A 23,100-nucleotide genomic window follows, 5' to 3' on the forward strand; every position below is an offset into this window, starting at 1 on the left:
GTGCGCCGGGGCCCTCGCCGCCGCGGCCTCAGGGCTCCACCCGCACTCCGATCCGCGCCGCGAACGCGGGGGCCAGCTCCATCAGCTGCCCCGGGGTGATGGTGGCGCCGGCCAGCCGCTCCACACCCGAGGCGATGTCCAGTTCGGTCGCTCCCCGCAGATCCACGTCCTTGAGCCGCACCTCGCGCAGCTCTGCCCGGCGCACCGTGCAGTCGCGGAAGGTCACCCGCTCCAGCGCGGCACCCGCGAAGTCCGGCTCGTCCAGCACGCAGCCCTCGAACGTCACGTCGGTGAGCGACGCCTGCCGGAGGTTCAGGAAGTCGATCTTCCCACCGGACACCAGCACCCGGTTCAACCGCGCCCCGTGCAGCCGGACACCGCCCAGCCGCGCATCCCGCAGCTCCACGTCACGGAACTCGGCGCCCGCCAGCTCCGTACCGACACCGCGGACTCCCTCCAGCACCGAGTCGATCACCCGGAGCCGTCCCAGCCGGGCCTCGTCCAGCACGCACCGGTACATCCCCACGTCCAGGAAGGTCGCGCCGCCGCCCTCGGCCCCGCTCAGGTCCAGTTCCGCGAACCGCACCCCGTCGTAGTCCCCGTCCGGCTCCAGCCCCCGCCCCTGGAAGGGCCGCAGCTCGGGAAGGGAGATCTGGGGGCGCCGCGCCGCCCGTACTGCCGATGTCGCCATCCCTTCATGGTGCGGCCGACCACTGACAACGGCAGCACCGACGGCGGGCCGCCGGCGGCGGCACGGCGCGGTCGGCGGGTCCGCGCGGTCGGCGCGCTCGGCGGCGCACCCGCACCGCCCGGGCCGGCTGCGCGCGAGCCGCGCGGAAAGTGGTCCTGGTCCCATAACCGGTATCCGGGCCCCACCACCCGGCCTGCTGGCCTAGCGTTCTTCCCATGACCACCAGGACCGGGAACCGGAAGCGATGGCTCATCGCGGTGGCCCTGCTGTGCGCCCTGGCCGTGACCGCGGCCGCCGTGGTGCTGATCCGGCAGTACCAACAGGACCGGGCGTCGAAACCCTTCGTCGTCCCGGAAGGGTGGCGCGCCACCCAGGTGTACACGGCGGCCGACAAGGCGCTCTCCGTACCCGAGGGCACGACGCGGAAGGCCGCCGAGCGCGCCGCCCGCGCGGGCGAACTCCCCCTCCCCGCCGCGGCGAAGCACAACCCCGAGGGGTACCTCTACCCCGCCACCTATCCGGTGCGCGCCAAGACGACACCGACCGCGCTGGTCACCTTCATGGCGGAGACTGCGAAGGAACGGCACGCGGCCGCGGGCGTGGACGTGGACGACTACGACACCCTCGTCGTCGCCAGCCTGGTCCAGGCGGAGGCCGACACCCCCGAGGACATGGCGAAGGTCGCCCGCGTCATAGCCAACCGCCTCAAGCGCGACATGCCGCTGCAGATGGACTCGACCATCAACTACGCCCTCGGCCGCTCCACCCTCAACACCAGCCACGCCGACACGCGTCTCGACTCTCCCTACAACACCTACCGCCACAAGGGCCTGCCCCCCTCCCCCATCAACAACCCGGGCCCCGAAGCCCTCGAAGCGGCCCAGCACCCCGCCTCCGGCGACTGGCTCTACTTCGTCACCGTGAAACCGGGCGACACCCGCTTCACGGACGACTACGCGCAGCACGAGAAGTGGGTGGAGGAGTTCAACACCGAACAGGCCGGCGGCGCCTGAGCCGGACGCCACCCGGCACCGGCACCGGCCCCGGCACCAGCACCAGTCCCCAGATCGGGACCCCGCCCGCGACCGGGACCGGGATCCGGAACGGACCCGGCTACGAGAGTGGCCGGGTCCGATTTCCCGCCGAACCCCGCAGGCACCGGACATGAGTACTACGATTTTCCCGGTGTGTCGTAGGTCACATCGCGAGTGCGACAGGTGGGCCGTGCGGGAGAACTGTGTGCCCCGCACGGGAGATGGGGGGCTTTTGTGCACGAGATGGCCAAGGGGATGAACGTAGGGCTCAGCTCGCTGAGCCCCCATGTCGGCTCGGTGCTCGTCGGCCTGAGCTGGGTCAGCCCGACCGGGGACGGCGACGCGGACGTGTCCGTCCTGCTGCTGGACGCGAACGGCAAGGTGCGCGGAGACGGCGACTTCTACTTCTACAACAACCCCGCCGCGGCCGACGGCAGTGTGCAGCTTCTGGGCAAGACACCGACGGAGAACGGCGACGAGGACCGCATCGGCTTCGATCTGACCGCCGTCCCGCCGGAGGTCGACCGCATCGTCGTCGCCGCGAGCCGCTACGGCGGCCGGGACTTCGGGGAGTTGGCGGACGTCGAGGTCACACTCGCCGACGGGACCGGCGAGCGCCTCCTCCGCTTCGCCGTCGAGGACGCCGACACGGTCAGCGCGATCATCTTCGGCGAGCTGTACCGGCGCGGCGGGGAGTGGAAGTTCCGGGCCGTCGGCCAGGGCTACGCCAGCGGACTGGCCGGACTGGCGACGGACTTCGGCGTCGACATCGAGGACGACGCCGATGGCGCGGACGGCGCTGACCACGCGGACGGCGCTCAAGCCGAGGACGGCGAGGAGGCGTCCCGGGACGAGCGGGACACCGCCAGGACAGCCCGGGCCGGGCAGACCGCTCCGGACCCGCACAACAGCGCGAACGCAGCCAGGAACGGTCCCGGCACCGGGACCGGCACCGGGAAGGAGACCGGAACCGGGGACGGAGTCGCGCAGGCCGCCGGTCCGGACCCGGGAACGACGCCCGGCTCGCCCCCCGCTCCGGCTCCGGCTCCGGCTCCGGGGACGACGCCCGGCCCGGTATCGGCTCCGCGCGCGCCCGACGGCACCGTCCCGCCCCCGCGGGCGCCCCGCCCCCGCACCGCGAAGAAGAAGGTCACCCTGCCCCGGGCGGACCGGAAGGCACTGGCGGAGAACGAGTCCTGGCGGCCGTCCCGGCTGGTACCGGTCCCGACGCTCAAGAGCGACCGGGACCGCGAGGTGCGGGCCACCTCGGTGCTGCTGGCGGTGATGGCCCAGGTGCCGGAGTTCGGCAGGAGACTCACGGCCGCGTTCGGGGCGCCCGCCGGGCGCATGGAGACCTACACCGAGGTGGTCCTCCCGCACGGCGAGACACCGCGCCGCCCGGACGGGGTGATCCGCGTCGAGCGGGCCGGCAAGCTGTGGACCGCCCTCGTCGAGACCAAGACCAACGGAAGCGCCCTCAAGCCCGACCAGGTGCAGGCGTACATGGACATCGCCGCACGCCGCGGCTACGAGGCAGTGATCACGGTGTCCAACGACGTCGCGCTGGAAGGCAGCCCGCTCGTCGACGTCAAGATCGACGGACGACGCAAGCACCGCGTGGCCCTCCGGCACCTGTCGTGGGCCGAAGTCACCTACCAGGCGCAGCTCCTGATCCGGCACGAGGGCGTCGGGGACAGGGCGCACGCCTGGCTGCTCCAGGAGTTGCTGCACTACCTGCAGCACGAGAACTCCGGCTGCCACGGCTTCCAGAACATGGGCGCGGCCTGGGTGCCCGTACGCAACGGGATCAACGACGAAACGCTGTGCGAGGGTGATCCGCGCGCGCTGGACGTGGTCGAGAGCTGGGAGCGGCTCGTCCGCCAACTGTGCCTCAGCCTCGGCGGCGAACTCGGGCAGAAGGTGCTGCCCGTCCACCGGGCCAAGCGGGGCGCCGACCCCGCCGCACGCCGCAACCGCCTGGCCGACCGGCTCTGCCGCGAGGGGCTGCTCCAGGCGGAGTTCCGGATCGACGGGGCGCCCGGAATCCTGGCGCTCAACGCGGATCTGCGCACGGGGAAGCTGCGCACCTCCATCGAGATCCCGGCCCCCGAGCAGGGCTACCCGCTCAGCAGGGCGAAGCGGCTGCTCCGCCGGCTGGCCGAGGCCCCGGCGGACCTCCACGTGGAAACGCTGCTGGAAGGCGGGGCGGGCGGCCCGCGGGGGACGCTGGAGCGGCTGCGGCCGGAGCCGGCGGACATGCTCCCCAAGGGCGACACCCGGATCACCGGTTTCCGGCTGTCGTTGTTCAAGAGCATGGGGAACAGCCGGGGCAACGCCGAATCCGGTTTCATCCGCAGTGTCGACAACGCGGTGCACCGCTTCTACACGAGTGTGGTGGTGCATCTCGACCAGCCCTGACCCCCTGTCGGTCCCCGCAGGGCAGCGGGGACCGATGGATTCAGGCCGTCGCAGGCGGTCGGCCGACCCGGCCGCACGCCCCTCGCCCGAAGCCGCGCGCATCCGCCGCCCGCACGCCGTACGGCTCTCCGGTGGAGGTGCCGCGCCTGTCCCCCGGGAGGCACGGGCAGTGGCCGAATGACAGCGCCGGGTCAGATACATCCTGTACCGCACGGGGACGGGACCGCTATGGTGAGGGCCCGTCATACACGTTGCGGAGAGGAACGAGAGGAGGATTTCCGTGCCCTACCGAGAGACATGCTGGAACGCCGCAGACCCCTCGCGGATCGGCGTACACCGTGACCGGCGAGAAGCTGCTGGAGAGGCCGGATCCTCCAGCTTCTCCGCGCGAGGAGCAGTCTTCCTTTCGTTGTGAATCGCAGAGTGCACGCCCGGCCCGTGTGCGGTAAGGCGAGCGCGATGTATCTCGATCTCATGGAAGCCCTCGGCACGTTCTTCGGCGGTCTCGGCGCCTTTCTCGCCGCCACGACCCAACTGCTGAACACCTTGCAGAAGAAGGAAGAGGAAGAGGAGAGGGGCGCCGGCAGCGGCAACGACGCACCGGTCGGCTGGGAGATCCCCCCGGCACTGACCCTCCACCTGATCACCGCGGCCTGACCCGCTCCCCCTGATCCCGCCCTCGGGGGACGCCACTCCGCACCACGCGTCCCTCGGGCCGGCCCATTGCGGCCGGTATCCGGGCCGGCCGGGGAGCCACATCAGACCGCGGGCACCTCACTCCGGCGCTGCCGGGCACCACACACGCAACGCACCCGCAGCCCAGCCGCACAGGGGGAGGAGCCGTCACGCTCCTCCCCCTGGCGCCGAAACACCCATGGCCCGAGGTCTGACAACGGGCCTCGGACGCCCGATCCCACGCGCCACACGGCTCCCACACGCCCCACAAGCCCAGGACGTCCCGCACGCCCACTTCGAGCACGAAAATCTCCGCGCCGACCCGCTCCCAGCCGGAGCGCTGGTCACAGAATGGCCACCTCTCACTCAAGTTCTCCACAGAGTGCACCGCAGAGCACTACGGTCACTCCACCCGAAACACACGTGGGGGACGAGATGACCAATCCGTACACCGCTCCCATACCTCCGGCTCCCCGCCCGCCCGACACCCGTCCGCTCCGCAAGCGGGTGCTCGTATGGGTCGGAGGCGTGGCCCTCTTCGTCGTGGGCGTGGGCATCGGCGCCACCGGCGAGGACGGGCAGCAGCCGGCCGGTGACGAGGCGAAGCCCGCGACGACCGTCACCGCGACCCGGACGGCGACGCCCGAGCCCGCGCCCACGGTCACCGAGACCGTCAAGGCCAAGGCCAAACCCCGCCCCACGGTGACCGTCACCAGGAGCGCAGCTGCGAAGGCGGCCGACGACGGCGACGCCGGAAGCGGCGGCAGCAGCGGTGACACCGGCGGCCAGGACAGCTCGGGCACCTGCTCGATCGTCTCCAGCGCGGGGAACTGCTACTCGGCGGGCCAGTTCTGCCGCAACAGCGACCACGGCGCCACCACCTCCACCGCGAGCGGCCGGACCATCAAGTGCGCCTCCCGCTCGGGCTCCTGGCGCTGGACGTACAACTGACGTCCGCTCAGTCCGTCACGGACACGGCAGCACCGTCGTCGGCCGGTTCACCCGGCTCGGCCGGCTCACCCGGCTCGGCCCGCTCACCCGGCTCGGCGCAGGCGGGCGGGCCGGACCGGCGCAGGACGAGAAGCGCGACGACGACCGCGGCGGCCAACAGCACCGCGCCGAGGCGCAGGCCGAGCGCGTACCCCGCATCGAGCGCCTCGGGGGTGACGGCCTCGCCGGTGCGGTGCTGGGCGGCGGTGCCCAGTACGGCCAGTCCGAGGGAGGCACCGATCTGCCGGGAACTGTTGAGCAGGCCGGACGCGGTACCGACCTCATGCGCGGCCACCCCCGCGGTGGCGGTGGAGACGACGGGCCCCAGGCAGAGTCCGAAGCCGGCACCGGCGACGACCGACGGCCCCAGGACATCGGTGGCGAAGCCCCCGTCGGCGCTGATCAGGCCGAACCAGGCGAACCCGGCCGCGGTCAGCGTCCCGCCGGCGACCAGCAGGGTGCGGGGCGCGAAGCGGTAGCCGAGGGCGATGGCGAGCACCGACCCGGCGATCACCGCGAGGGCGAAGGGCAGGAACATCACCCCGGTCAGCGCCGGACCTTCCCGAGGACCCGCTGGAGGTGGAGGGAGACGAAGTCGAAGGACGCCGCCATCGCCGCACCCACCAGCAGGTTGTAGGCGTTCGCACCCACGACCGATCGGTTGGCGAACAGACCCAGCCGGACCAGCGGTTCGCGCGCCGTGGTCCGCTCGACGTGGAGGAACGCCGCCAGCGTCGCCAGGGTGACCGGTGAGCCCCAGGCGTACCGGTCGGTCCGGACGATGCCGAACACCAGCAGCGTCGTGCCCGCCGTCGCCAGCGCGGCGGCCCCGACGCCCTGCGCGGCCCGGGCGGCGACGAGATGACCGGGCGCCTGGGCGAGACCCCCGGCCAGCGAGGCGAGGCCGAACAGGCACAGCCCGAGCAGCAGGACCCGCTTGCGGCCGTACCGGCCGGCCGAGGACACACACCCCACCCCCCGCGGCGCCTCCTTCAGCGATCTCGACGCCACCCAGGTACCCCGCCTCGCCGCCATCGGCGACCGGTGGCCAGAACTGGCCGCACGCGACACCTACCCCCCGGGGACTCCGCGCCTTCGCCGACGCGCTCCTCCCCCACACCCCGCCGACCGCACCCCGAACCACCGGCTGACCCCGCACACCCGGCCGGCACCCGCAGCACGGAACCCGCGCACCCGACGGGCGACAACGCGCCGCCGCGACGCCCCTCGCACGCGGGGACTCCGCGCATGCGCGAAGCTGCCGCTGCCGAACGTGGATGAACCCGCCCGCGACGGGTACGGCGTCGCACACAACGGCAACGTCCGGGGCCGGGAACCCGGGCCGGGCGCCGCCGACGGTCCGCATGCACACCGCCGGGGGGCGACATGGACGAGAGCAACTTCCTGCGGGAGCGGCTTCACTGGGCACTCCGCGCAGGCGGCGCCCTCACGGCGTTCTGCGTCGTAGGGACGTTGCTGTCCGCCCTGTTCGGCGCTCCGGACGTGGTGTCCTGGCCCCTGGCAGCCGGTGCGGCCGTCGTCGGCTGGCGCGGCGGCAACCAACTGATGCGGCGCCACGAAGGCCGCCGGTGACGCGATAGCAACAGGCGGAAGCCGAACCGGGGTTGCCCGACATCCGAGGTGCGGGCGGGCGGCCTCCCCCGGAAAAGCGATGGAGCGAGACCCCGGGTACCGCTACCGTGCTACCGCCTTTGTCGCCTCACCGAGGACGCGCCCTTGTACACCAAGTGAGACCTCCCGAGTGCTGATCTGTCGCACGCCGCGCCTGTGCGCCGTGCTGCTTTCCGCTGCGGACTTCTCACTGAAACCGGTGTACTGCTGTGCAAACGACCTGGGTGGTCGTTCCCACCTGCCTGCCCGAAATCCTCCGCCGTTGTCATGTCTGCGCCGCTGAGCGCTTCCGGACGACCGGCAAATTCCGCGTCAACGCGAACCACAAGCTCCTCGACGCCTGGCTCCTCGCCCTGTGCACCGGCTGCGGGGAGACCACCAAGCTCACCGTCCTGGAGCGGACCAACGTCCGTTCCATCCGCCCCGGACTGCTGGACCGCCTCCACGGCAACGACCCCGGCCTGGCAGCCGAACTGCTCCAGGACCCGGCCGTACGGCGCCGCAACCGCATCGCCCTCGACTGGCACGACGCCTGGCGGCTGGAGCCCGCCGGGCCGACGCCGCCGGACACCGGGGACGTGCCGGGAGAGAGGGCACCGGCAGACGAGGCGGCGGCCCTGCCGGACGGCGAGACGCTCGAAGTCGCGGTCCGCTTCGCGGCGCGGATACCCGTCCGCCCGGTGCGCCTGATCGCTGACGGCTTCGGCCTCTCACGGGCCGAGGTGAAGAGGCTGCTCGGCGAGGGGAACCTCGTCTCGACAGTCCGCCTGAGCGGCAAGCTCTCCGCCGACTTCACCTTCACGTTCAAACGCTGAACCGGACCCCACCGGGTAGGTCCGGCCCACCGCGGCGGGCCGGACCTACCCCGACTCCACGATCGACTTGAGCCGCGCGAGATCGGCGGCGACGGTGTCCGCGTCCCGCTCGAAGTCGGCATCACTCATCCCCGGCCGCCGACGCAACGTGAACACCACCTCGCTCCCGGCACCATGGGCGATCACGCGCACCGGGTTGTAGACGGTCTCTCCCGAAGGCAACGTCACATCGTGATCCAGCACGCCCAACTCATTGCGCGGCGCGAAGGCGACCACCACCCGCCCCATCGGCGACGACTCCGCGACCCACCCCTCGTCCCCCTGCTCGATGGAATCCCCCAGCCCGTGAGCCCACACGGGCAGATTCACCGGGTTCGACGCATAGGCATAGACCTCGCCGAGAGGCCGATCGACATAGACGCTCACATGGCGTGATGCGGTGACTTCGCTGCTCATGGGAACGACGGTAGCGCTCCGCCCACGCCTCCTTCTTGAACGAATCGGCCGTTCCCCCGCACCGGTCCCACGTCCTCCGGGTAGCCGTCCGCCGGATCGCCGTCAACCGGACCGCCGTCAACCGGGTCGCCGCTCGCCGCGTCCCGGTGCTCCGCGACATCACAGACGTAAAGAACCAGCGAAGCACCGTGCCAAGCCCACCAACCTCCCGTAACCCACGAGAGTGAAGGAAGTGAACTCGGCTCGCTTTCCCGCCCGTTCGCTGGAATAGGCTCCAGTCGAGCACCCGCTCCATCCGTACGACGTCGAAACGGCGACCGCACGAGAATCCGCACGTCAACCGCACGACGACCGCACGACGACCGCACACATACAACGGCCCCCGGCCGGGACTGCAATCCCGATCGAGGGCCTGACCACCGAGGAAGAAGAGACCTTCCCCATGGCTGTTCAGCAGCTTAACGCGGCTGCGCCCGCGCGCCCGCCCTCTCGCCCGTATCGACGTTGCACCGCCGCCAAGGCCGCACCGGCCCCGGCCCGGCCCGGCGTCGTCCACATCAAGTACCGGCACCGCGAGCGCTTCACCGTCGTCGGCAACCATCTCGCCCAGCACCGCGAACTGTCGCTCCTGGCGATCGGGCTCGCGGTGCACATCCAGTCCGTGCCGGACGGCACCCGCGTCGACATCAAGTCGCTCACCGCACGCTTCCCCGAGGGCGAAGCCCGTATCGCGGCCGCGCTGCGGGAGCTGGAGACGTACGGCTATCTGACGCGGACCGCGCGGCGCGCACCCGGCGGGCGGATCGTCACGCACACCGTGTCGTACGACAACCCAGGGGCGCCCCAGCGCCGCCCCCACGCCGCACCCCGCGTAACGGAGGAACCCCGGCCCGCGGCCGCCGCCCGGACCGTGCCCCCGCCGCCCCCCACACCACCCCAGGCGACGCCAGCACCACCGCCCACACCACCCCAGCCACCCACGACCACTCCTCTCCCGGCACCGAAACCACCCCTCCCGGAGCCGCGCACCCCCGACCCCGTACGGCAAGGCACCGCGGCCGCGCTTCTCGCCGGGCTCCGCCGGGACGACGACCGTCTGCTGCTCTCCGAGCGGGACGTGGCCCGCCTCACCCCCGCCGTCGGCGCCTGGTTGGAGCGCGGCACCGGACCGGAGGCCGTGCGCCGCACCCTCACGGCGCACCTCCCCGCCGGGCCGCTCCGCCGTCCGGCCGCCCTCATCTCCCACCGCCTCACCGTCCAGCTCCCGGCGCCGCTGCCCGAGGCCCCGCCCCCGGACCGCCGCCCGGACCCGTTCCAGGAGTGCCCGGAATGCGAGCTCCCCTTCCGCGCCCCTCGCCCGGGCCGATGCCGGGACTGCCGCAGCGGAGCGTCATAGCGGGCCCCGCCACGGGCGGCGCCGCTAAAGTGAAGGGCCTGGTCTCCGGTTACCGCAGAGAGGAGCGAACGCCGTGACGATCACCCCGCACCACACTGATCACGACTCCTTCCAGTACCAGGCGATGCGCGACACCGTGCGCCGCATGAGCGACGGGGTGCCCGGCAAGCTGGAGATCACGAAGGAAGGCATCGTCCACGACATGATGGCGCCAGGAGGGCCGCACGAGCTGACAGCAGCCCGCATCAGCCGTCGGCTGGAGCAAGTGATGCCGAACGAACTACTGGCACACACGGGTACCCCGGACGTCGAGGACGTGGCAGAGGGCGTACTGCGGCACCCGGACGTCATGGTGATCGCCGAGGCCGACATGGAAGTGGAGGGCGCCTTCGACCCCCGTTCCGTCCTGGCCGCCATCGAGGTCGTCTCGCGCTCCAACCCGGACAACGACTGGACGAGCAAGATGCGGGACTATCCGCTGCTCGGTATCCCGGTCTATGTGGTCTTCGATCCCCGAACCGGTGAAGGCGCGGTCTTCTCCGACATCCACACCACCCCCGCGGGTTTCCGCTACGCCACCCGCAAAGACTTCCTCTACGGGGAGGCGGTCACGATCGGCGAATGGACCATCTCCACGGACGGACTCCCCCGCTACGCCCCCTGACCTGGGCCGGCGGCGGACCGGTGTGCCGGTCCGCCGCCCGCATCGCCAGACGCGATGCTCGTGGCGCCGCTGACGACGACAAGCACCTGCAAGTGGCTCCGTGTTGATCGGACCAGTAAGCAAGATCAACGAAAGCTCGCGGAGCTGGTCTGCGGACCTCTGGGCTGGAGCCGCCTGTCGGATTCGAACCGACGACCTTCTATTTACAAGCTCTACAGAGATCGGTCAGAGACGGCCATAGGAGCCGTTCCCGGGAGCGGAGAGCGGGCTGAACGGCATCGGCGGTTACTGGGGTTGCTGTACCTCGCTGCTGTACAGCAACCCCATCCCTACCGCCTGTTGGCCCGTGCTCCCTGCTGTGCACCGTCCGCGCCCTCGATGCGCTCTTCCAGGGCACCTCGCCCCATCGCACGGTTTCAGTTGGGGGCTGGCCGGCGCGCCGCCAGGGAGGGGGACAGCGCATGGGCTCAATGAGCCAGTGGGCGAACGACACCTTCGGTGCACTCGCGTGCAAACTGGCGGACATCATCCCAGCCTGCCTGGTAAGCGCTCATGACCGCGCGCGAGACTGTCACGAGGCGATTCGCACCCAGACGCTTGAGGCTTATGGCAATGGCTTGTACGCGTCGCAGTACGAGGTTCTAGCCGAGGGACTCGCCCCCTATGGAGAACCGCTGCGCCTGCGCGGCCGTGACGTCATGCTCGTGAAGGGCCACTTGCTCTACCCATTGTGCTACTCCAAGCGGGACAGGCCTGTGACGACCGCTCGCCTCCGCAGCTCTTATGGGCTTCGTGCGGAGTTGATCCGGGAATATGGCCCCACGCCCATGCAACAAGAACTCGACTTGGGGTTAGACGAACCCCAGGAGTCCAGAACCATCCCGGAACTACTGAAGCACCCCGGCGTAAAGGGACTCGTCCTCCTGCCCTACGCCTGCTCGATGGAACGAGGGGTGATGCGAGCAGAGTGGGGCATAGCCGAACTCCCCCATGGAAGCCGGGACCTCATCTGGCACCGACACGACCCCCTGTGGCCATGACACTCATAGTCTGGGACATGAGCTTGGGAATCACGGGCGGCTGCACCCCGTTGGCTGGCTGACCTGGGTGAACGGCGTCCGCTGACTGTTGCTGTTGCATACACGATGACCGGCATTGACCGCGGTTCACCGCCCGTTCTGGTGCGCTGTGGTGCAGCCCTGCGCCGTTGCCGGCCTCTTTGTCCCGAACCACGGGCGGGATGGGGGGTGAAGCCGGCTGGGGCCTGTGGCGGGGCGTCTGCGCCTGGTGCGGTGTGCCTGTGGGGGCGAGGGTTGCTTGTACCGCAACGGCCTCCTCGCGGTGGCCTCAGCCGGAGAAAGCCCGCCACGACGGCGGGATCGCCGAACGACCAGGCGCGCGTATGCCCGCGCACCGGCCACCGGGCTCAGCCACGCTGTCGGCTTGTGTCGTCGACCAGAGGAAGCCGTGATGGTCGGTCCGTCACGACGGTGCGCGACCGCTCAGAAGCTTGGATGCGTTGGTGGTAGTAGCTGCGTTGACCTGCGAGAGGTTGGCGTTGAACCCCTGGAGGTTCTCGCAGCGAGTCCCGGCAATCGGTAAGGGCTTGGTATGTGAGTGGCAGGACACGTGATTGCCTCGAAGGGCCCAATGGAAGCTTGTCCTAGAAGTCTGAGTTTCGACGGGTGACGTGGGGGAGGTGCATCGGCTGACCAAACGTGCACCTGCTTCCCTGTGCCCCACCGACCTCAGATCCTCACTGCTAGGTTGCGCCCTCGAATCATTCGAAACAGCGGAATCTTCAACGTGCCCGCGAAACGGACCCATCGTCAAGATCAGCAGTACGGCCCCTTGCGCCCCCGTCACCCGCGTGTCCATTAGCTAGCTTGTGCCGTTTCGTCGGTTGGGCGCATTAGTCCACTCGAAACATCTGCAGATGCTCGGTATTTGGGCCAATCGGCCCAAAGGTCTTCGTAGGTAGAACGGGTTCCGATCGAGAATCTCAACACCTCAGCAGATTCTTTGAGGCGAGCTGCGGGGATGATCAACTGGTCCCGTACGAGACCGGGCATGCCAGGACTTCCAATACCTGATGGCCGCTGGGCTATGTACTCCCGGTCACGATAGTCTCTGAAATAATAGGAGGCTCGCCCCGCGGAGTCGCGGAAGTGTCCCGCTGGCCGGAATATAATGGGGCACAATCCTGACTGTTCGGTGATGTCAATGAACTTGCCAATTGAATCGAGGAAATTCGTTAGATCTTCTTTATTTGGGAAGTCGTCCCGCGAGTACTGGAGTTGGTTCCTAACATTCGCGACCCGTCCAGACTCCAGAAGCTTTGTGATTTCGTTGAGCAAACGGAGAAGGTAATGTTGAGAGTCGGCTCCCAAATCCAAGAATGGCAGCGTGTGAGAGAATGCGAAAGGAGTCAATTCGGCCGCCACACCATATGAAGGCATGTCGGATTCCTGTCTCCTGTATTGGTCAGCTTCGCCCAATGCGGAGGAGAGGAATTTTTCGAGGCGGGAGAATCCAGAGATCAAGGGCGCCAGTGTGTGTTTTCCTTGTGCATCGTAAATTATCGCTTCGTTTGCAGCGGATCCTCGTCGCGCTGAGGAGCTGTTGAGTATTTTCGCCATCTGCTCTCTGGCCTCACTGTGGCGGTAAACGAACCTGGATTTGGCCGACCAGTGATCAAACGTGAGAGCCCAGGCGCTGAAGGACAGAGTTGCATCGAGGGCGCTCTCGATTGAAGAAAACAGCGGCGAAGACTCCCGCTTTATCTCGTACTTCTCCGCCTCACTGTAAGCAGCTACGCCAGCTACCGCTTGCGCAAAAACTTCCTGGTTCTTGCGCAATGGACCAAATGCCTCATCTGCGCTCTTGACGTCGAACCCGAGCTTCCAAAGAAGTAGGTTCAGAATTTCTGTATCTTCGAGAAGTTCCAGTTCCAGACTGTCGGGAACACCGCACTTCCTGGCGGCCATTGTGGCCGGCCCCGGACCAACGAGAATCAGATGGCGGAGCACTTCGACCGGCTCCTCATTCCTAATAAACCGGTCGAGTTTTTCTTCTGTCGATCTTCCCTCAACGCGGCGGAGGCGCCAGCTGAGATCCTTCTGTGAAGTGGTATCGGACGGGTCGTAAATCGAAGATATGAGACGCTGGAGTCGTACTATTGCTAGCGAAGTGTCATCTGGAATACTCCTGACGCCATAGCGCGAGCACTCGGCTGAGAGATTGTAATACCCTGTAGAAATATCCAGAATTTTAGGGCGTCTAACTTCATGCTCCGGTATTTTGACTACCTTCGCATGAATCGCTTCATCCATGCACGAGGAAAGTTCTGTGCTATTCATGAGTAGAAGGCACTGGATCTTTGCCGCTTTATCGAGCTCGTCGACGAAGTCTTGCGGGTCTCCGGCTGAAAAACCGTTACTAGCTAGGGCGGCGCGCAGGGGGGAGTCCTTACCCCGGAGTGCTACGAAGATAAAAGTATCCAGTTCGTCCTCAGTGAAGCACTCGCCAAGTAGGGGAACTTCAGCAACAGTCTTTTGATCCCCATAGAAGTCGCTGAACTCGTTGTCTATTTCCATGAAGAAATCAGGGAATTGAGACGGTTGTCCGAATTCTTTATCAAGAACTTCTCTTAGGCGCGCTCGCGTCTTGTGGATCTGACTATCCGTAGTTTCAAGGTAGGTTCGGTGAACAGTTCGGCAACTCCTCTTCTCGCAATGATAGAGCGGTACGTGGATCAGTGGGGGCAGCCCTCGAACGCCTCGGCTCGTTAAAATCCCCAACGGCCCCGTCACCAGATCGTAGGATTGGAATACACCCCTTGGGGTCCCTGCCAGCAGGAGTGAGGTTTGGCCTTCGTCAAGTGATACTGGCTCATGCTTGAATATTTCAAAGGCTTTGTCGTAAAGATCGCGCCCCCATATGAAAGGGTGCAGGATTTTCTCGGCCTCAATTTCCTCATTAAGTGCGGCAGTTAGACCTGTAAGGTCTGTCGCTTCATGGTCGACGAGTAGCTCGTGATGGGCGAATTTCAAGAAGCACGCCAATCTAACCTCTGCCCACTTAAAACTCCTCGCTCGCATAACGTGGCGACAGACCTCTTCCCCGTGAGGCGTAAGTGCAATTGGGTCGATCAGCTTAGCCGGAACGCGGTACCGCGCAGGCAAGATGGAATCGGCCATGAATTCCTGGATGGCGATCAATCGGAGTAGTTTAATGCGTTCATCCGTGGCTGGATGCATCGACCTGAGTTCACGAACCGTGTACGGCATGCAAGGTCCTCCGTTCCCCAGCCGTAGATTAACCCTGAAGGGCGCCGTTCGTGCAGGGACTGCGGACATCAGTGCGCTGGTCCACGAGATCTGTGGGACGGATTTGACTCCGCGCCAAAGCCGCTCAGTAAAAGTAGGGAGCCGACCACCTGAATCACGACGTACCCCTTCTACGGCAAGCGGCTGATTGCTGTGCGCGCGGCACGGGCGCCGGCCGGGCTGGAGCGGGGCGGAGACAGGAGCGCAGGCCCGGCCGGGGGCCGGGCCGCGCGCGGTGAGCGGAGCGAGCCGCCTTGAAGTCGTAGAGAAAGTTGTTACGCACGCGCTTCGGGTGCTGGTGTCCGGTCCCGGTAGATGCTTGACACTTCGGTCCCAGCTGATGGCTGACGGTGGCCGTGTTCGGTTTTGCTGTGCGCGTCGTTGCGGTGCGTGTGGGGAGGCCGGGATTGGCGCTGGTGGAGTTGTCGGTTGTCGAGCAGAGGTATCGGGCTGTCCTGGCGGTGCTGGCGGGTGCGACGGTGACGGAGGTCGCCGCGTCGCTGGGGGTGTCGCGGCAGACGGTCAGCGGCTGGAAGTCGAGGTATGAGGCGTCGGGTCTGGCCGGGTTGGTGGACCGGTCACGTAGGCCGGCGTCGTGTCCGCATCAGGTTTCTGCCGAGGTGGAGGCGGCGGTGTGTGAGTTGCGGCGCAAGCATCCTGGTTGGGGTCCGCGGCGGATCGCTCATGTTCTGGAGCGGTCCGGGGTGGTGGCGCCGGTGCCCTCGCGGATGACGGTGTATCGGGTTTTGGTCAGGCATGGGCTTGTGGAGCCGGGGGTGCGGCGGCGGAAGCGGTCGGATTACAAGCGCTGGCAGCGGGAGCGTGCGATGCAGTTGTGGCAGATGGACATCGTGGGCGGGGTCATGCTGGTCAACCCGGTCACGGGTGAGTTGTCCGAGGCGAAGATCGTGACCGGTGTGGATGATCATTCCCGGTACTGCGTGATCGCGTCGGTGGTCGAGCGGGCGACCGGGCGGGCGGTGTGTGCGGCGATCGTGGGGGCCTTGCGCAGGTTCGGGGTGCCGCAAGAGGTGCTGACCGACAACGGCAAGCAGTTCACCGGCCGGTTCGGGCAGGGCGGTGAGGTGTTGTTCGACCGGATCTGCCGGGAGAACGGGGTCGCGCACCGGCTGACGCGGCCTGCGTCGCCGACCACGACGGGCAAGGTCGAGCGGTTCCATCAGACGCTGCGGCGTGAACACCTCGATGACTGCCATCCGTTCGAGAGCGTCGGGGCGGCTCAGGCGGCGTTGGATGCGTGGGTGGAGGAATACAACTCCTCGCGGCCGCATCAGTCGCTTGCAATGCAGTCTCCGGCCGACCGGTTCGCCCCGGTTCCTGAGCCAGAGCGGGACGTGCTGGGCCTGAGGGTGCCCGGAGTGCTCGCGCTGGTGCCGCAGCAGCGGACGGCTTGTGCGCAGCCGGATCCGAGCGATGCTGTGACCGGTGCGGCTGCTGGGTCGGGGGATGTCCCGGCCGCAGTGCCGGTTGGGCAGGGCGGGCCGGTGGAGTTCGAGCGGGTGGTGCCTGCGAGTGGGAATCTGCAGGTCGCGGGCAAGCAGTTCTGGCTGGGCCCGGCCCGGTCGGGGCTGACGGTGACGTTCTGGGCCGACACGCAGGTGATCCACCTGCTGATAGCCGGGGCCCGGATCAAGTCGGCGCGGTCGCACCTGTCGGTGGCCGACCTGGCCCGGCTGGCGGCCCGGGGCGGGCGTGCGGCGGGGCCGTCGCCGCTGCCGGCCGGGGATGCCGCCGCGTTCGAGGTGGACCGGACGGTCAACAACCACGGGCTGGTGGGCCTGGGCGGGCGTCAGGTGCTGGCGGCGGAGATCCTCGGCGGGCGCCGGGTGAGTGTTCGCATCGAGACGGCCACGCTCTCGTTCTTCGACCCGTCCTCGCGGGAACTGCTGCGGGTGCGGCCCAACCCGCTCACCAGCGATGAGGTGCAGCGGTTGCACGGTCTGCGGCCCGCGGGCCCGCCGCCCGGGCCCAGGACGGAGCCAGTGCGCGTGCAGCGGCGGGTCAGCGCGGTGGGCACGGTCATGGTCTGCCGGCAGGTCGTCTCCCTCGGCCGAACCTACGCGGGGCAGACCGTGATCATGCACGTGGCGGAATCGACGATCACCGTGGAACTGGACGGTCAGGTCCAGGTCATCCAGCGGACCAACAGCCTCCCGATCCGCAACGTCAAAGCGAACAAGCCCCACAAGGTTTCCGATGTTGTCTAGGCCCACTGTCAAGCATCAACTGAGACCAGAACGTCAAACATCACCTGAGACTCGACACGCTTCGGGTGCTGGTGGGCTCGCTATCGGGTTGACTGTCCAAGTGGCCTGGGTGCTGCGCTGCTTGAGCGTGAGGGTGTGCGGTCTGCCCTGTTCGAGGTCGTGGGCTGCTGTTGGTTGGCCGTGGTCGAGCCATGTGCGGGCGCGTCTGTAGGGGGCTTCGTCCAGGGTGGTTGCGATCATCATGAGGCTGATGCGCATCCATCGCAGGGCTTCGCGTGGGCTGTAGGCGTCGTAGGTGCCGATGCGGCGTCCGTTGACGTAGCACTCGCAGTAGTAGACCTGCTGAGGCGCATGCGGTTGCTCGCTCATGCCATCGACCTCGGGGCGGGCAGACCTACGCGGACCCCTCGGGCTGAGGGCCTGGCCGGCGCCTGGTGCTGGTCGCTGATCTCGACGGTGACCGTCCGGCCGTAGTCGTCTCCGCTGACGCGCACGCGGTTGGCCAGTGCTGCGACCAGTCTCAGGCCGCGGCCGTGGGTGTCGTCCTGGTCCGGGGTCTCGACGTGGGGCTTCGTTGCGGCTCCGCCGGTGTCGGTGACCGCCAGGACGACCGTGCCGGGGGATCGGTGCAGGGAGACGTGGAAGCTCCCGTTGGGGCTGCCGCTGGCCGAGTGGACGAGTGCGTTGGAGCCCAGCTCGCTGACGATCAGTGCGGCGTCGTCCGCGTGGGGGCTGTCGTGCAGGACGTCGCGGGTCCAGCGGCGGACTCGGCCGACCTCTTCGGGGAGTCCTGGGCAGGTGAGTTCCCAGATCCGCCCTGTACTCATATACTCGTGCATACAAGTTCCTTCGTGCTGGTGGCCGCTATGGGTAGTGGGTGTGTGCTAGACGAGTCGCACGCCGTCGTGGGCCCGGATGGCTGGCGGGGATGCCCCGTCGAGTGCGTCCAGGACGCGGACCGCGTATGCCTCGTCGGCGAGCTGGGTGACTTCTTCGCGGGTGGCCCAGCGAAGTGCGTAGGTCTCCTCCCCGGTGGTCGGGGAGCCGTCGACCGCTTCGCAGCGGAAGACCATGGAGACGATCAGGCCGCTCATGTTCTTGTAGATACCTGTGAGGGTCGCCGGGAGGGCGATCTTCATGCCGGTCTCTTCGAGGACCTCGCGCTGGAGCGCGTCGGGGACGGTCTCTCCGGGTTCCAGGATGCCGCCGGGTGGCTCCCACTGGCCGTTGTCGCGGCGCTGGATGAGCAGCGCTCGGTCTGCGTCGTCAACGATGACCCCTGCGACGCTCACGGAGTGGGGGCGCTCTACCGTGCTCACGTTCCTCGGTCCCCTCAGATGGCTAGGCTTCTCCACCGTAGCAACAGAACTCAGTAGCTCGTCTAGATATCCAAAGGAGTACCCGTTATGGCTGCACTGTCCTCCGGCGTTCTCGGGGCGCTCGACCCGACCAGTGATCGCGCCGTCTTCCGGCAGATCGCCGACCAGGTCCGGGAGGCCATCGACAAGGGGCGCTTCAAGGAGGGCGCCAAGCTGCCGTCCGAGGCGGAGCTGGTCGAGCACTTCGGGGTCTCCCGGATGACCGTGCGCAACGCGCTCTCGATCCTTCAGAGCGAGGGTCTGGTCTCCTCCGAGCACGGTAAAGGCGTCTTCGTGCGACCACGGCCCCCGGTCCGGCGTCTGGCCTCGGACCGGTTCGCACGTCGGCATCGTGATCAGGGCAAGTCGGCCTTCACCGTCGAAGCGGAAGCCGCGGGAAGCAAACCCGAGGTCGACAGCCTGGAGGTACGGGAGGAGAAGCCGGCACCGGACATTTCCGCGCGCCTGGGCTCGCCCCGCAAGGTCCTCGCCCGGCGGCGCCGCTACCTCCTCGACGGACGGCCCGTCGAGTTCGCCGTCTCCTACCTGCCCCTGGACCTGGCGCGCGGCACGCAGATCGCCGAACCCAACCCCGGACCCGGCGGCATCTACGCCCGGCTGGAAGAGCTGGGGCACCGCCTGGACCACTTCGACGAAGAGGTCCGCGCCCGGATGCCCTCTCCGGCCGAGGTCAAGATGCTCCGCCTTTCCTCCGGCGTCCCCGTGATCAGCCTGATCCGCACCGCCTACGACGCCGAGGGGCGCGCGGTCGAGGTCTGCGACACCGTCATGGCCGCCGACGCCTACGTCCTCGCCTACCAACTCCCTGCTAACTAGGGCATGTCGGGCCCATGATGACGGCGCTGGGTCGTTTCTCGCGGACTCGTACACACCGAGAGGCATACTCGTATAGACGAGTGGGCAAGGCGTGTGGCAGAGTATCCGCATCCCGACAAGCACGTCCGGGCGAACCATCCGTGAGCTTGTCTAGACGACTAGCTCATGTTGCTCCGGCGTACGGACAAGGAGAAACGACCTTGCGCACCATCCGAGTTGAGACCACTTCCGCAACCATCCTCTTGACCGAAGCGCCCGCGCCCAAGGTGCGGGACCGGCAGACCGGGGAAGTCGCGAAGGACGCGGTGAGCGGCGAGACGCTGATGAAGGTCGGCGTCGTCTACATCGATGAGGGCGAGTCCTCGCTGATCCACGTGACCGTTCCCGAGAGCGGCATTTCCGAGGGGCTGGCGCTGGGGGCGCCGGTTTCCCTGCCGGGTCTGGTGGCTCGGCCGTGGGAGTCGGTGTTCAACGGGCAGCAGCGCCACGGCATCGCCTACCGCGCCGCCGCTGTCGCCCCGGGTGCCGTTCCGGCGGGCATGGGGGCCTGACCGTGTCCGAGCTGATGACCTTGATGGAGATAGGCGGACCCGTGGCCGGGCTCGGTGCCGGTGCCGCCTACCTCCGGGCCCGGCACCCTGCCGCGTACTGGTCGGCCATGGGCATGCCTGCTTCGGCCCTCCGCCTGGTGGGCTCCTACGGGTCGGTCATGGACTCGTGCGGGCTGACCGTGCCGCCCTCCCGCCTTCGGGCGCTCGCCGTTCGGGCTGCCACTCGTCGTGAGGTGCGGCCGGTTCCTCCTCGTCGGGGGATGCTGCGGCCGACCTCGACCGGCCTGCGAATACGTCTGCGGCTCGCTCCGGGGCAGGAGCCTGCCGACGTGGCCGCGTCGGCGGAGCGGTTGCGGCATGCGTGGGGTGTGCATGGCGTGTATGTGGAGCCGGTCAAGCCCGGTGTGGTCGAGTTGCGGCTGGTCGGCTTCGACGTCCTGCGACGAGTACGGATGCCGCGCAAGGCGGGCGGCGGATTCCTGCGGGTGCCGGTGGCACTGCGGGAGGACGCAACCGCCTTCGTCCGCGACTACCGCGCCATCCCGCATGAACTGGTGCTCGGCGCCACGCTGTCGGGCAAGTCCATGTACCTGCGGCACCTGATCACCGGGCTCGCTGAACAGCGGGTCGCGTTGGCCGGCATCGACTGCAAGCGGGGGGTTGAGCTGGCGCCGTTCGCTCCTCGGCTCTCGGCGCTGGCGACCGACCCGGCTGAGGCTGCCGAGCTGCTGCCCGTCCTCGTCCGGGAGATGGAGGACCGCTACGACCTGATCCGGGCCCGGCAGGGGATCGCCCCGTCCACGCCGGATGAGGAGATCACCTCGGACGTGTGGGGCCTGCCCGAGAGCGAACGCCCCGTACCGATCGTGCTGTTCGTCGACGAGGTCGCCGAACTGTTCCTCGTCGCCTCCCGCAAGGACGAGGAGAGGCGGGACGAGATGGTCACCCAGCTCATCCGCCTCGCCCAGCTCGGCCGTGCCGCCGGGATCTACCTAGAGGTGTGCGGGCAGCGGTTCGGGGCCGAGCTGGGCAAAGGCGCCACCATGCTCCGCGCCCAGCTCTCCGGCCGCGTCTGCCACCGCGTCAACGACGAACCCTCGGCCAAGATGGCTCTCGGGGACATCGCCCCCGAAGCGGTCGGCGCCGCCTGCACCATCGCCCCCGAACGCCCCGGCCTCGCGGTCGTGGGTGACACCTCCGGCGGCTGGTCCCGCATCCGCACCCCGTACCTGTCCCTGGCCGACGCTGCCGCTCGCTGTGAGCGCACCGCGCACCTGGTGCCGGACCTGCCCGCACTCAAGCCGTTCCAGCCTGCCTCGCTGACCAAGCCCCGGCCCGCCACCGCCTGATTTTCCGCTCCCTCCGATTCGGCCGGCGCGTCCATCTCGCGCCAAGTCCCTACCCCTCCCATGCCGAAAACAGAAAGGAGGTGCCATCCATGCGCGCCCACCTCGCACGGGTTGACGCCGTGCTCGTGCAAGCGGTCATCGCTGCCGCGCTGTCCTTCGCCCACCTGCATGACCTGGCCTCGGCCGCCGGACAGGACGGCTGGAAAGCCTGGGCCTACCCGGTGTCGGTCGACCTGCTGTTGGTGGCTGCCTGGCGTCGGCTGCGCTCCGGACGTGACCGGGCTGCGGGCTGGTGCTGGTTCCTCGTCGCCCTCACCGCCTCCCTCGGCGCCAACATCGCCACCGCCGGACTCCTCGACCTGGGCGACGTTCCCGACTGGCTGCGCATCCTCGTCGCCGGGTGGCCGGCCCTGGCCTTCCTCGGCGGCACCCTCCTCGCCCACACCGCGAACGCGCCCTCGGCCGAGCCGACCGCCGAGCAGTCGACCGGCCCCGAGATCGCAGAGCCAGTACCCGACCCCTCCGCACCGACTGCACCGGAGCTCCCGGTGCCGTCCGCCACGTCCGTTCCGGCCGCTCTGGTCGAGCACGCGCGCAAGATCGCCACCGCTCATCAGGAGCGCACCGGCGCCCCCATCGATACCCCGACCCTCCGCGCTCGCCTCGGCGTCCCCGCACCGCTCGCCGAGCAGATCGCCGCCCACCTCACCTGACCGAACCGGAGGAACCTCCATGCCCGGACACCTGCCCGACAGCTTCGACTACCTCGACGCGGCCCACGAGATGGCCCACACCGGCCGCCCCACCCTGGCCCGCCTGCTGGCAGAAGAAGCCGCCACCCGCACCGACGACCCCGACGAAGCCGACCGCATCCTGAGCCACTTCCCCAGCCCCGCATCCCTGCGACTGAAGGACTGCTGATGCCGCTCAACCGCCGCTTCCGCTCCGTGACCCGCATCGGCCCCGTACAGGTCGGCACCGCCAACGACGGCCGTGGACGGGAGAAGCACACCGCCGCCTGCACCGCCCCGCGCTGCGGCTTCTCCGCCGACTACGACTCCCGTGCCGCCGCCGAGCTGGCCGCACGCACCCACCGCTGCCCCGTCCGCTGAAAGGAGCGCTTCCCGTGTCCGTGAACCTGCCCCTGGTCGTCGTGCTCGGCCTGCTGGTCTGGGGCGCCGTGAAGTTCCTCGGCGTCCGCGTCTGGCTCGTCGTCGTGATCGCCCTGTTCGGCTTCTACCTCGCCGACACCTTCCTCGCCCCCGCCATCGACAACGGCACCCGCACCGGAGTCGAAACCGTCAACGGCAACCACGACTGACAGGAGAGCAACCGATGTTCCTGCGCCCCCAACTCCCCGAGACACCCACCCCAAACCTGCCCACGACCGCCCAGCAGGTACACGTACCGGCCTGCGGCTGCCAGCACCCCGCACCCCTCGCCACGCCGCCACAGCGCGCGTTTCCCTCGGTCGGTTCGGGAGCCGTCGCGGCCGTGATCGTCGGCTGCGTGGCCGTCGTCGCGCTCCTGGCCGCCGTCGTCGTCACGGCCGTGTCCGTCGCGGTGGCTGCGCTGGTCCTGCGCTCGCTGCTGGGCGCCCAGCACCGCCGCCGCTGAACGGCTCCCGGGGCGGCCCAGAAGCCGCCAAGCATCCGCCGCCCCGGAAGCCCAAGCCCCT

Annotated in this window: 25 protein-coding genes; 17 read left to right on the forward strand and 8 right to left on the reverse strand. The window is 68.5% G+C overall.

Annotation, left to right across the window (positions count from 1 at the left end):
• Positions 1-28 precede the first annotated feature (28 nt).
• Positions 29-691 (reverse strand): pentapeptide repeat-containing protein, encoded by a 663-nt coding sequence (locus tag A949_RS0106325; protein ID WP_019355160.1) that lies wholly within the window; start codon positions 689-691, stop codon positions 29-31.
• A 215-nt stretch (positions 692-906) separates the two neighbouring features.
• Here A949_RS0106325 and mltG point away from each other — a divergent pair, with 215 nt between their 5' ends.
• From mltG to A949_RS0106345, 4 genes are all read left to right on the forward strand, one after another.
• A complete protein-coding gene (gene mltG / locus A949_RS0106330; protein ID WP_027761534.1) occupies positions 907-1,704 on the forward strand; it encodes an endolytic transglycosylase MltG in 798 nt (265 codons plus the stop codon).
• A 255-nt stretch (positions 1,705-1,959) separates the two neighbouring features.
• A complete protein-coding gene (locus A949_RS0106335; RefSeq protein ID WP_019355162.1) occupies positions 1,960-4,143 on the forward strand; it encodes a TerD family protein in 2,184 nt (727 codons plus the stop codon).
• Positions 4,144-4,602: 459 nt separating this feature from the next.
• On the forward strand, positions 4,603-4,800 hold the full coding sequence (locus A949_RS0106340; protein WP_019355163.1) for a hypothetical protein: 198 nt from the start codon (positions 4,603-4,605) through the stop codon (positions 4,798-4,800).
• A 453-nt stretch (positions 4,801-5,253) separates the two neighbouring features.
• Positions 5,254-5,769, forward strand: a complete 516-nt coding sequence (locus A949_RS0106345; RefSeq protein WP_026004388.1) for a hypothetical protein — start codon at positions 5,254-5,256, stop codon at positions 5,767-5,769.
• A 7-nt stretch (positions 5,770-5,776) separates the two neighbouring features.
• Here A949_RS0106345 and A949_RS38895 read toward each other — a convergent pair whose 3' ends face one another.
• Both A949_RS38895 and A949_RS38900 read right to left on the reverse strand, forming a co-directional pair.
• Positions 5,777-6,349 carry a hypothetical protein gene (locus A949_RS38895; protein WP_237735759.1) on the reverse strand — a complete coding sequence of 191 codons (573 nt, stop codon included), beginning with the start codon at positions 6,347-6,349 and terminating at the stop codon, positions 5,777-5,779.
• 5 nt (positions 6,350-6,354) lie between these two features.
• The gene (locus A949_RS38900; RefSeq protein ID WP_026004390.1) at positions 6,355-6,774 is read right to left on the reverse strand and encodes a hypothetical protein; all 420 of its coding nucleotides are present in this window, start codon (positions 6,772-6,774) and stop codon (positions 6,355-6,357) included.
• A 420-nt stretch (positions 6,775-7,194) separates the two neighbouring features.
• On the opposite strand from A949_RS38900, the gene A949_RS0106360 reads away from it, so the two are divergent.
• Both A949_RS0106360 and A949_RS0106365 read left to right on the forward strand, forming a co-directional pair.
• On the forward strand, positions 7,195-7,401 hold the full coding sequence (locus tag A949_RS0106360; protein ID WP_019355165.1) for a hypothetical protein: 207 nt from the start codon (positions 7,195-7,197) through the stop codon (positions 7,399-7,401).
• A gap of 248 nt (positions 7,402-7,649) precedes the next feature.
• The gene (locus A949_RS0106365) at positions 7,650-8,255 is read left to right on the forward strand and encodes a DUF1062 domain-containing protein (RefSeq protein WP_192817123.1); all 606 of its coding nucleotides are present in this window, start codon (positions 7,650-7,652) and stop codon (positions 8,253-8,255) included.
• Positions 8,256-8,300: 45 nt separating this feature from the next.
• Here A949_RS0106365 and A949_RS0106370 read toward each other — a convergent pair whose 3' ends face one another.
• The gene (locus A949_RS0106370; protein ID WP_019355167.1) at positions 8,301-8,711 is read right to left on the reverse strand and encodes a hypothetical protein; all 411 of its coding nucleotides are present in this window, start codon (positions 8,709-8,711) and stop codon (positions 8,301-8,303) included.
• A gap of 442 nt (positions 8,712-9,153) precedes the next feature.
• On the opposite strand from A949_RS0106370, the gene A949_RS0106375 reads away from it, so the two are divergent.
• Together A949_RS0106375 and A949_RS0106380 are read left to right on the forward strand one after the other, a co-directional pair.
• Complete coding sequence (locus A949_RS0106375; RefSeq protein ID WP_019355168.1) at positions 9,154-10,107, forward strand: hypothetical protein; 954 nt, start codon at positions 9,154-9,156, stop codon at positions 10,105-10,107.
• A gap of 73 nt (positions 10,108-10,180) precedes the next feature.
• Complete coding sequence (locus A949_RS0106380; protein ID WP_019355169.1) at positions 10,181-10,771, forward strand: Uma2 family endonuclease; 591 nt, start codon at positions 10,181-10,183, stop codon at positions 10,769-10,771.
• A 1,877-nt stretch (positions 10,772-12,648) separates the two neighbouring features.
• On the opposite strand, the gene A949_RS38010 is transcribed toward A949_RS0106380, so the two are convergent.
• Complete coding sequence (locus A949_RS38010) at positions 12,649-14,991, reverse strand: hypothetical protein (protein WP_158687558.1); 2,343 nt, start codon at positions 14,989-14,991, stop codon at positions 12,649-12,651.
• A gap of 530 nt (positions 14,992-15,521) precedes the next feature.
• On the opposite strand from A949_RS38010, the gene A949_RS0106390 reads away from it, so the two are divergent.
• Positions 15,522-17,327: an IS481 family transposase gene (locus A949_RS0106390; RefSeq protein WP_443332986.1), complete on the forward strand. Its 1,806-nt coding sequence runs from the start codon at positions 15,522-15,524 to the stop codon at positions 17,325-17,327.
• Between the two features lie 33 nt (positions 17,328-17,360).
• Here the strand turns inward: A949_RS0106390 and A949_RS36215 are convergent, their stop codons facing one another.
• Genes A949_RS36215 through A949_RS0106400 form a run of 3 tightly spaced genes read right to left on the reverse strand, consistent with a single transcriptional unit; the run spans position 17,361 to position 18,619 of the window.
• Positions 17,361-17,696, reverse strand: a complete 336-nt coding sequence (locus tag A949_RS36215) for a hypothetical protein (protein WP_078565351.1) — start codon at positions 17,694-17,696, stop codon at positions 17,361-17,363.
• Positions 17,693-18,166, reverse strand: coding sequence for an ATP-binding protein (locus tag A949_RS0106395; protein ID WP_037705944.1), 474 nt, complete (start codon positions 18,164-18,166; stop codon positions 17,693-17,695). Before A949_RS0106395 ends, A949_RS36215 begins: the two co-directional genes overlap by 4 nt.
• A gap of 45 nt (positions 18,167-18,211) precedes the next feature.
• Positions 18,212-18,619, reverse strand: a complete 408-nt coding sequence (locus tag A949_RS0106400; protein WP_019355173.1) for an NUDIX hydrolase — start codon at positions 18,617-18,619, stop codon at positions 18,212-18,214.
• Between the two features lie 114 nt (positions 18,620-18,733).
• Here A949_RS0106400 and A949_RS0106405 point away from each other — a divergent pair, with 114 nt between their 5' ends.
• The 8 genes from A949_RS0106405 (at position 18,734) to A949_RS0106440 (ending at position 23,039) form a co-directional block, all read left to right on the forward strand.
• Positions 18,734-19,522 carry a GntR family transcriptional regulator gene (locus A949_RS0106405; RefSeq protein WP_019355174.1) on the forward strand — a complete coding sequence of 263 codons (789 nt, stop codon included), beginning with the start codon at positions 18,734-18,736 and terminating at the stop codon, positions 19,520-19,522.
• Between the two features lie 200 nt (positions 19,523-19,722).
• Entirely contained in the window at positions 19,723-20,073 is a 351-nt protein-coding gene (locus tag A949_RS0106410; RefSeq protein ID WP_019355175.1) for an SCO3933 family regulatory protein, read from the forward strand.
• Positions 20,074-20,075: 2 nt separating this feature from the next.
• Complete coding sequence (locus A949_RS0106415) at positions 20,076-21,422, forward strand: FtsK/SpoIIIE domain-containing protein (protein WP_026004391.1); 1,347 nt, start codon at positions 20,076-20,078, stop codon at positions 21,420-21,422.
• A gap of 89 nt (positions 21,423-21,511) precedes the next feature.
• Entirely contained in the window at positions 21,512-22,135 is a 624-nt protein-coding gene (locus tag A949_RS0106420) for a DUF2637 domain-containing protein (RefSeq protein WP_019355177.1), read from the forward strand.
• A gap of 19 nt (positions 22,136-22,154) precedes the next feature.
• Positions 22,155-22,343, forward strand: a complete 189-nt coding sequence (locus A949_RS0106425; protein WP_019355178.1) for a hypothetical protein — start codon at positions 22,155-22,157, stop codon at positions 22,341-22,343.
• Positions 22,343-22,534 carry a mobile element transfer protein gene (locus A949_RS0106430; RefSeq protein WP_019355179.1) on the forward strand — a complete coding sequence of 64 codons (192 nt, stop codon included), beginning with the start codon at positions 22,343-22,345 and terminating at the stop codon, positions 22,532-22,534. The genes A949_RS0106425 and A949_RS0106430 overlap by 1 nt, the downstream gene beginning before the upstream one ends.
• A gap of 14 nt (positions 22,535-22,548) precedes the next feature.
• On the forward strand, positions 22,549-22,743 hold the full coding sequence (locus A949_RS0106435; protein ID WP_019355180.1) for a hypothetical protein: 195 nt from the start codon (positions 22,549-22,551) through the stop codon (positions 22,741-22,743).
• A 14-nt stretch (positions 22,744-22,757) separates the two neighbouring features.
• Positions 22,758-23,039: a hypothetical protein gene (locus A949_RS0106440; RefSeq protein WP_019355181.1), complete on the forward strand. Its 282-nt coding sequence runs from the start codon at positions 22,758-22,760 to the stop codon at positions 23,037-23,039.
• The last annotated feature ends 61 nt before the right edge of the window (positions 23,040-23,100 follow it).

Origin of the sequence: Streptomyces sp. AA1529 (genome assembly GCF_000280905.1) — a bacterium.
Lineage (GTDB): Bacteria > Actinomycetota > Actinomycetes > Streptomycetales > Streptomycetaceae > Streptomyces.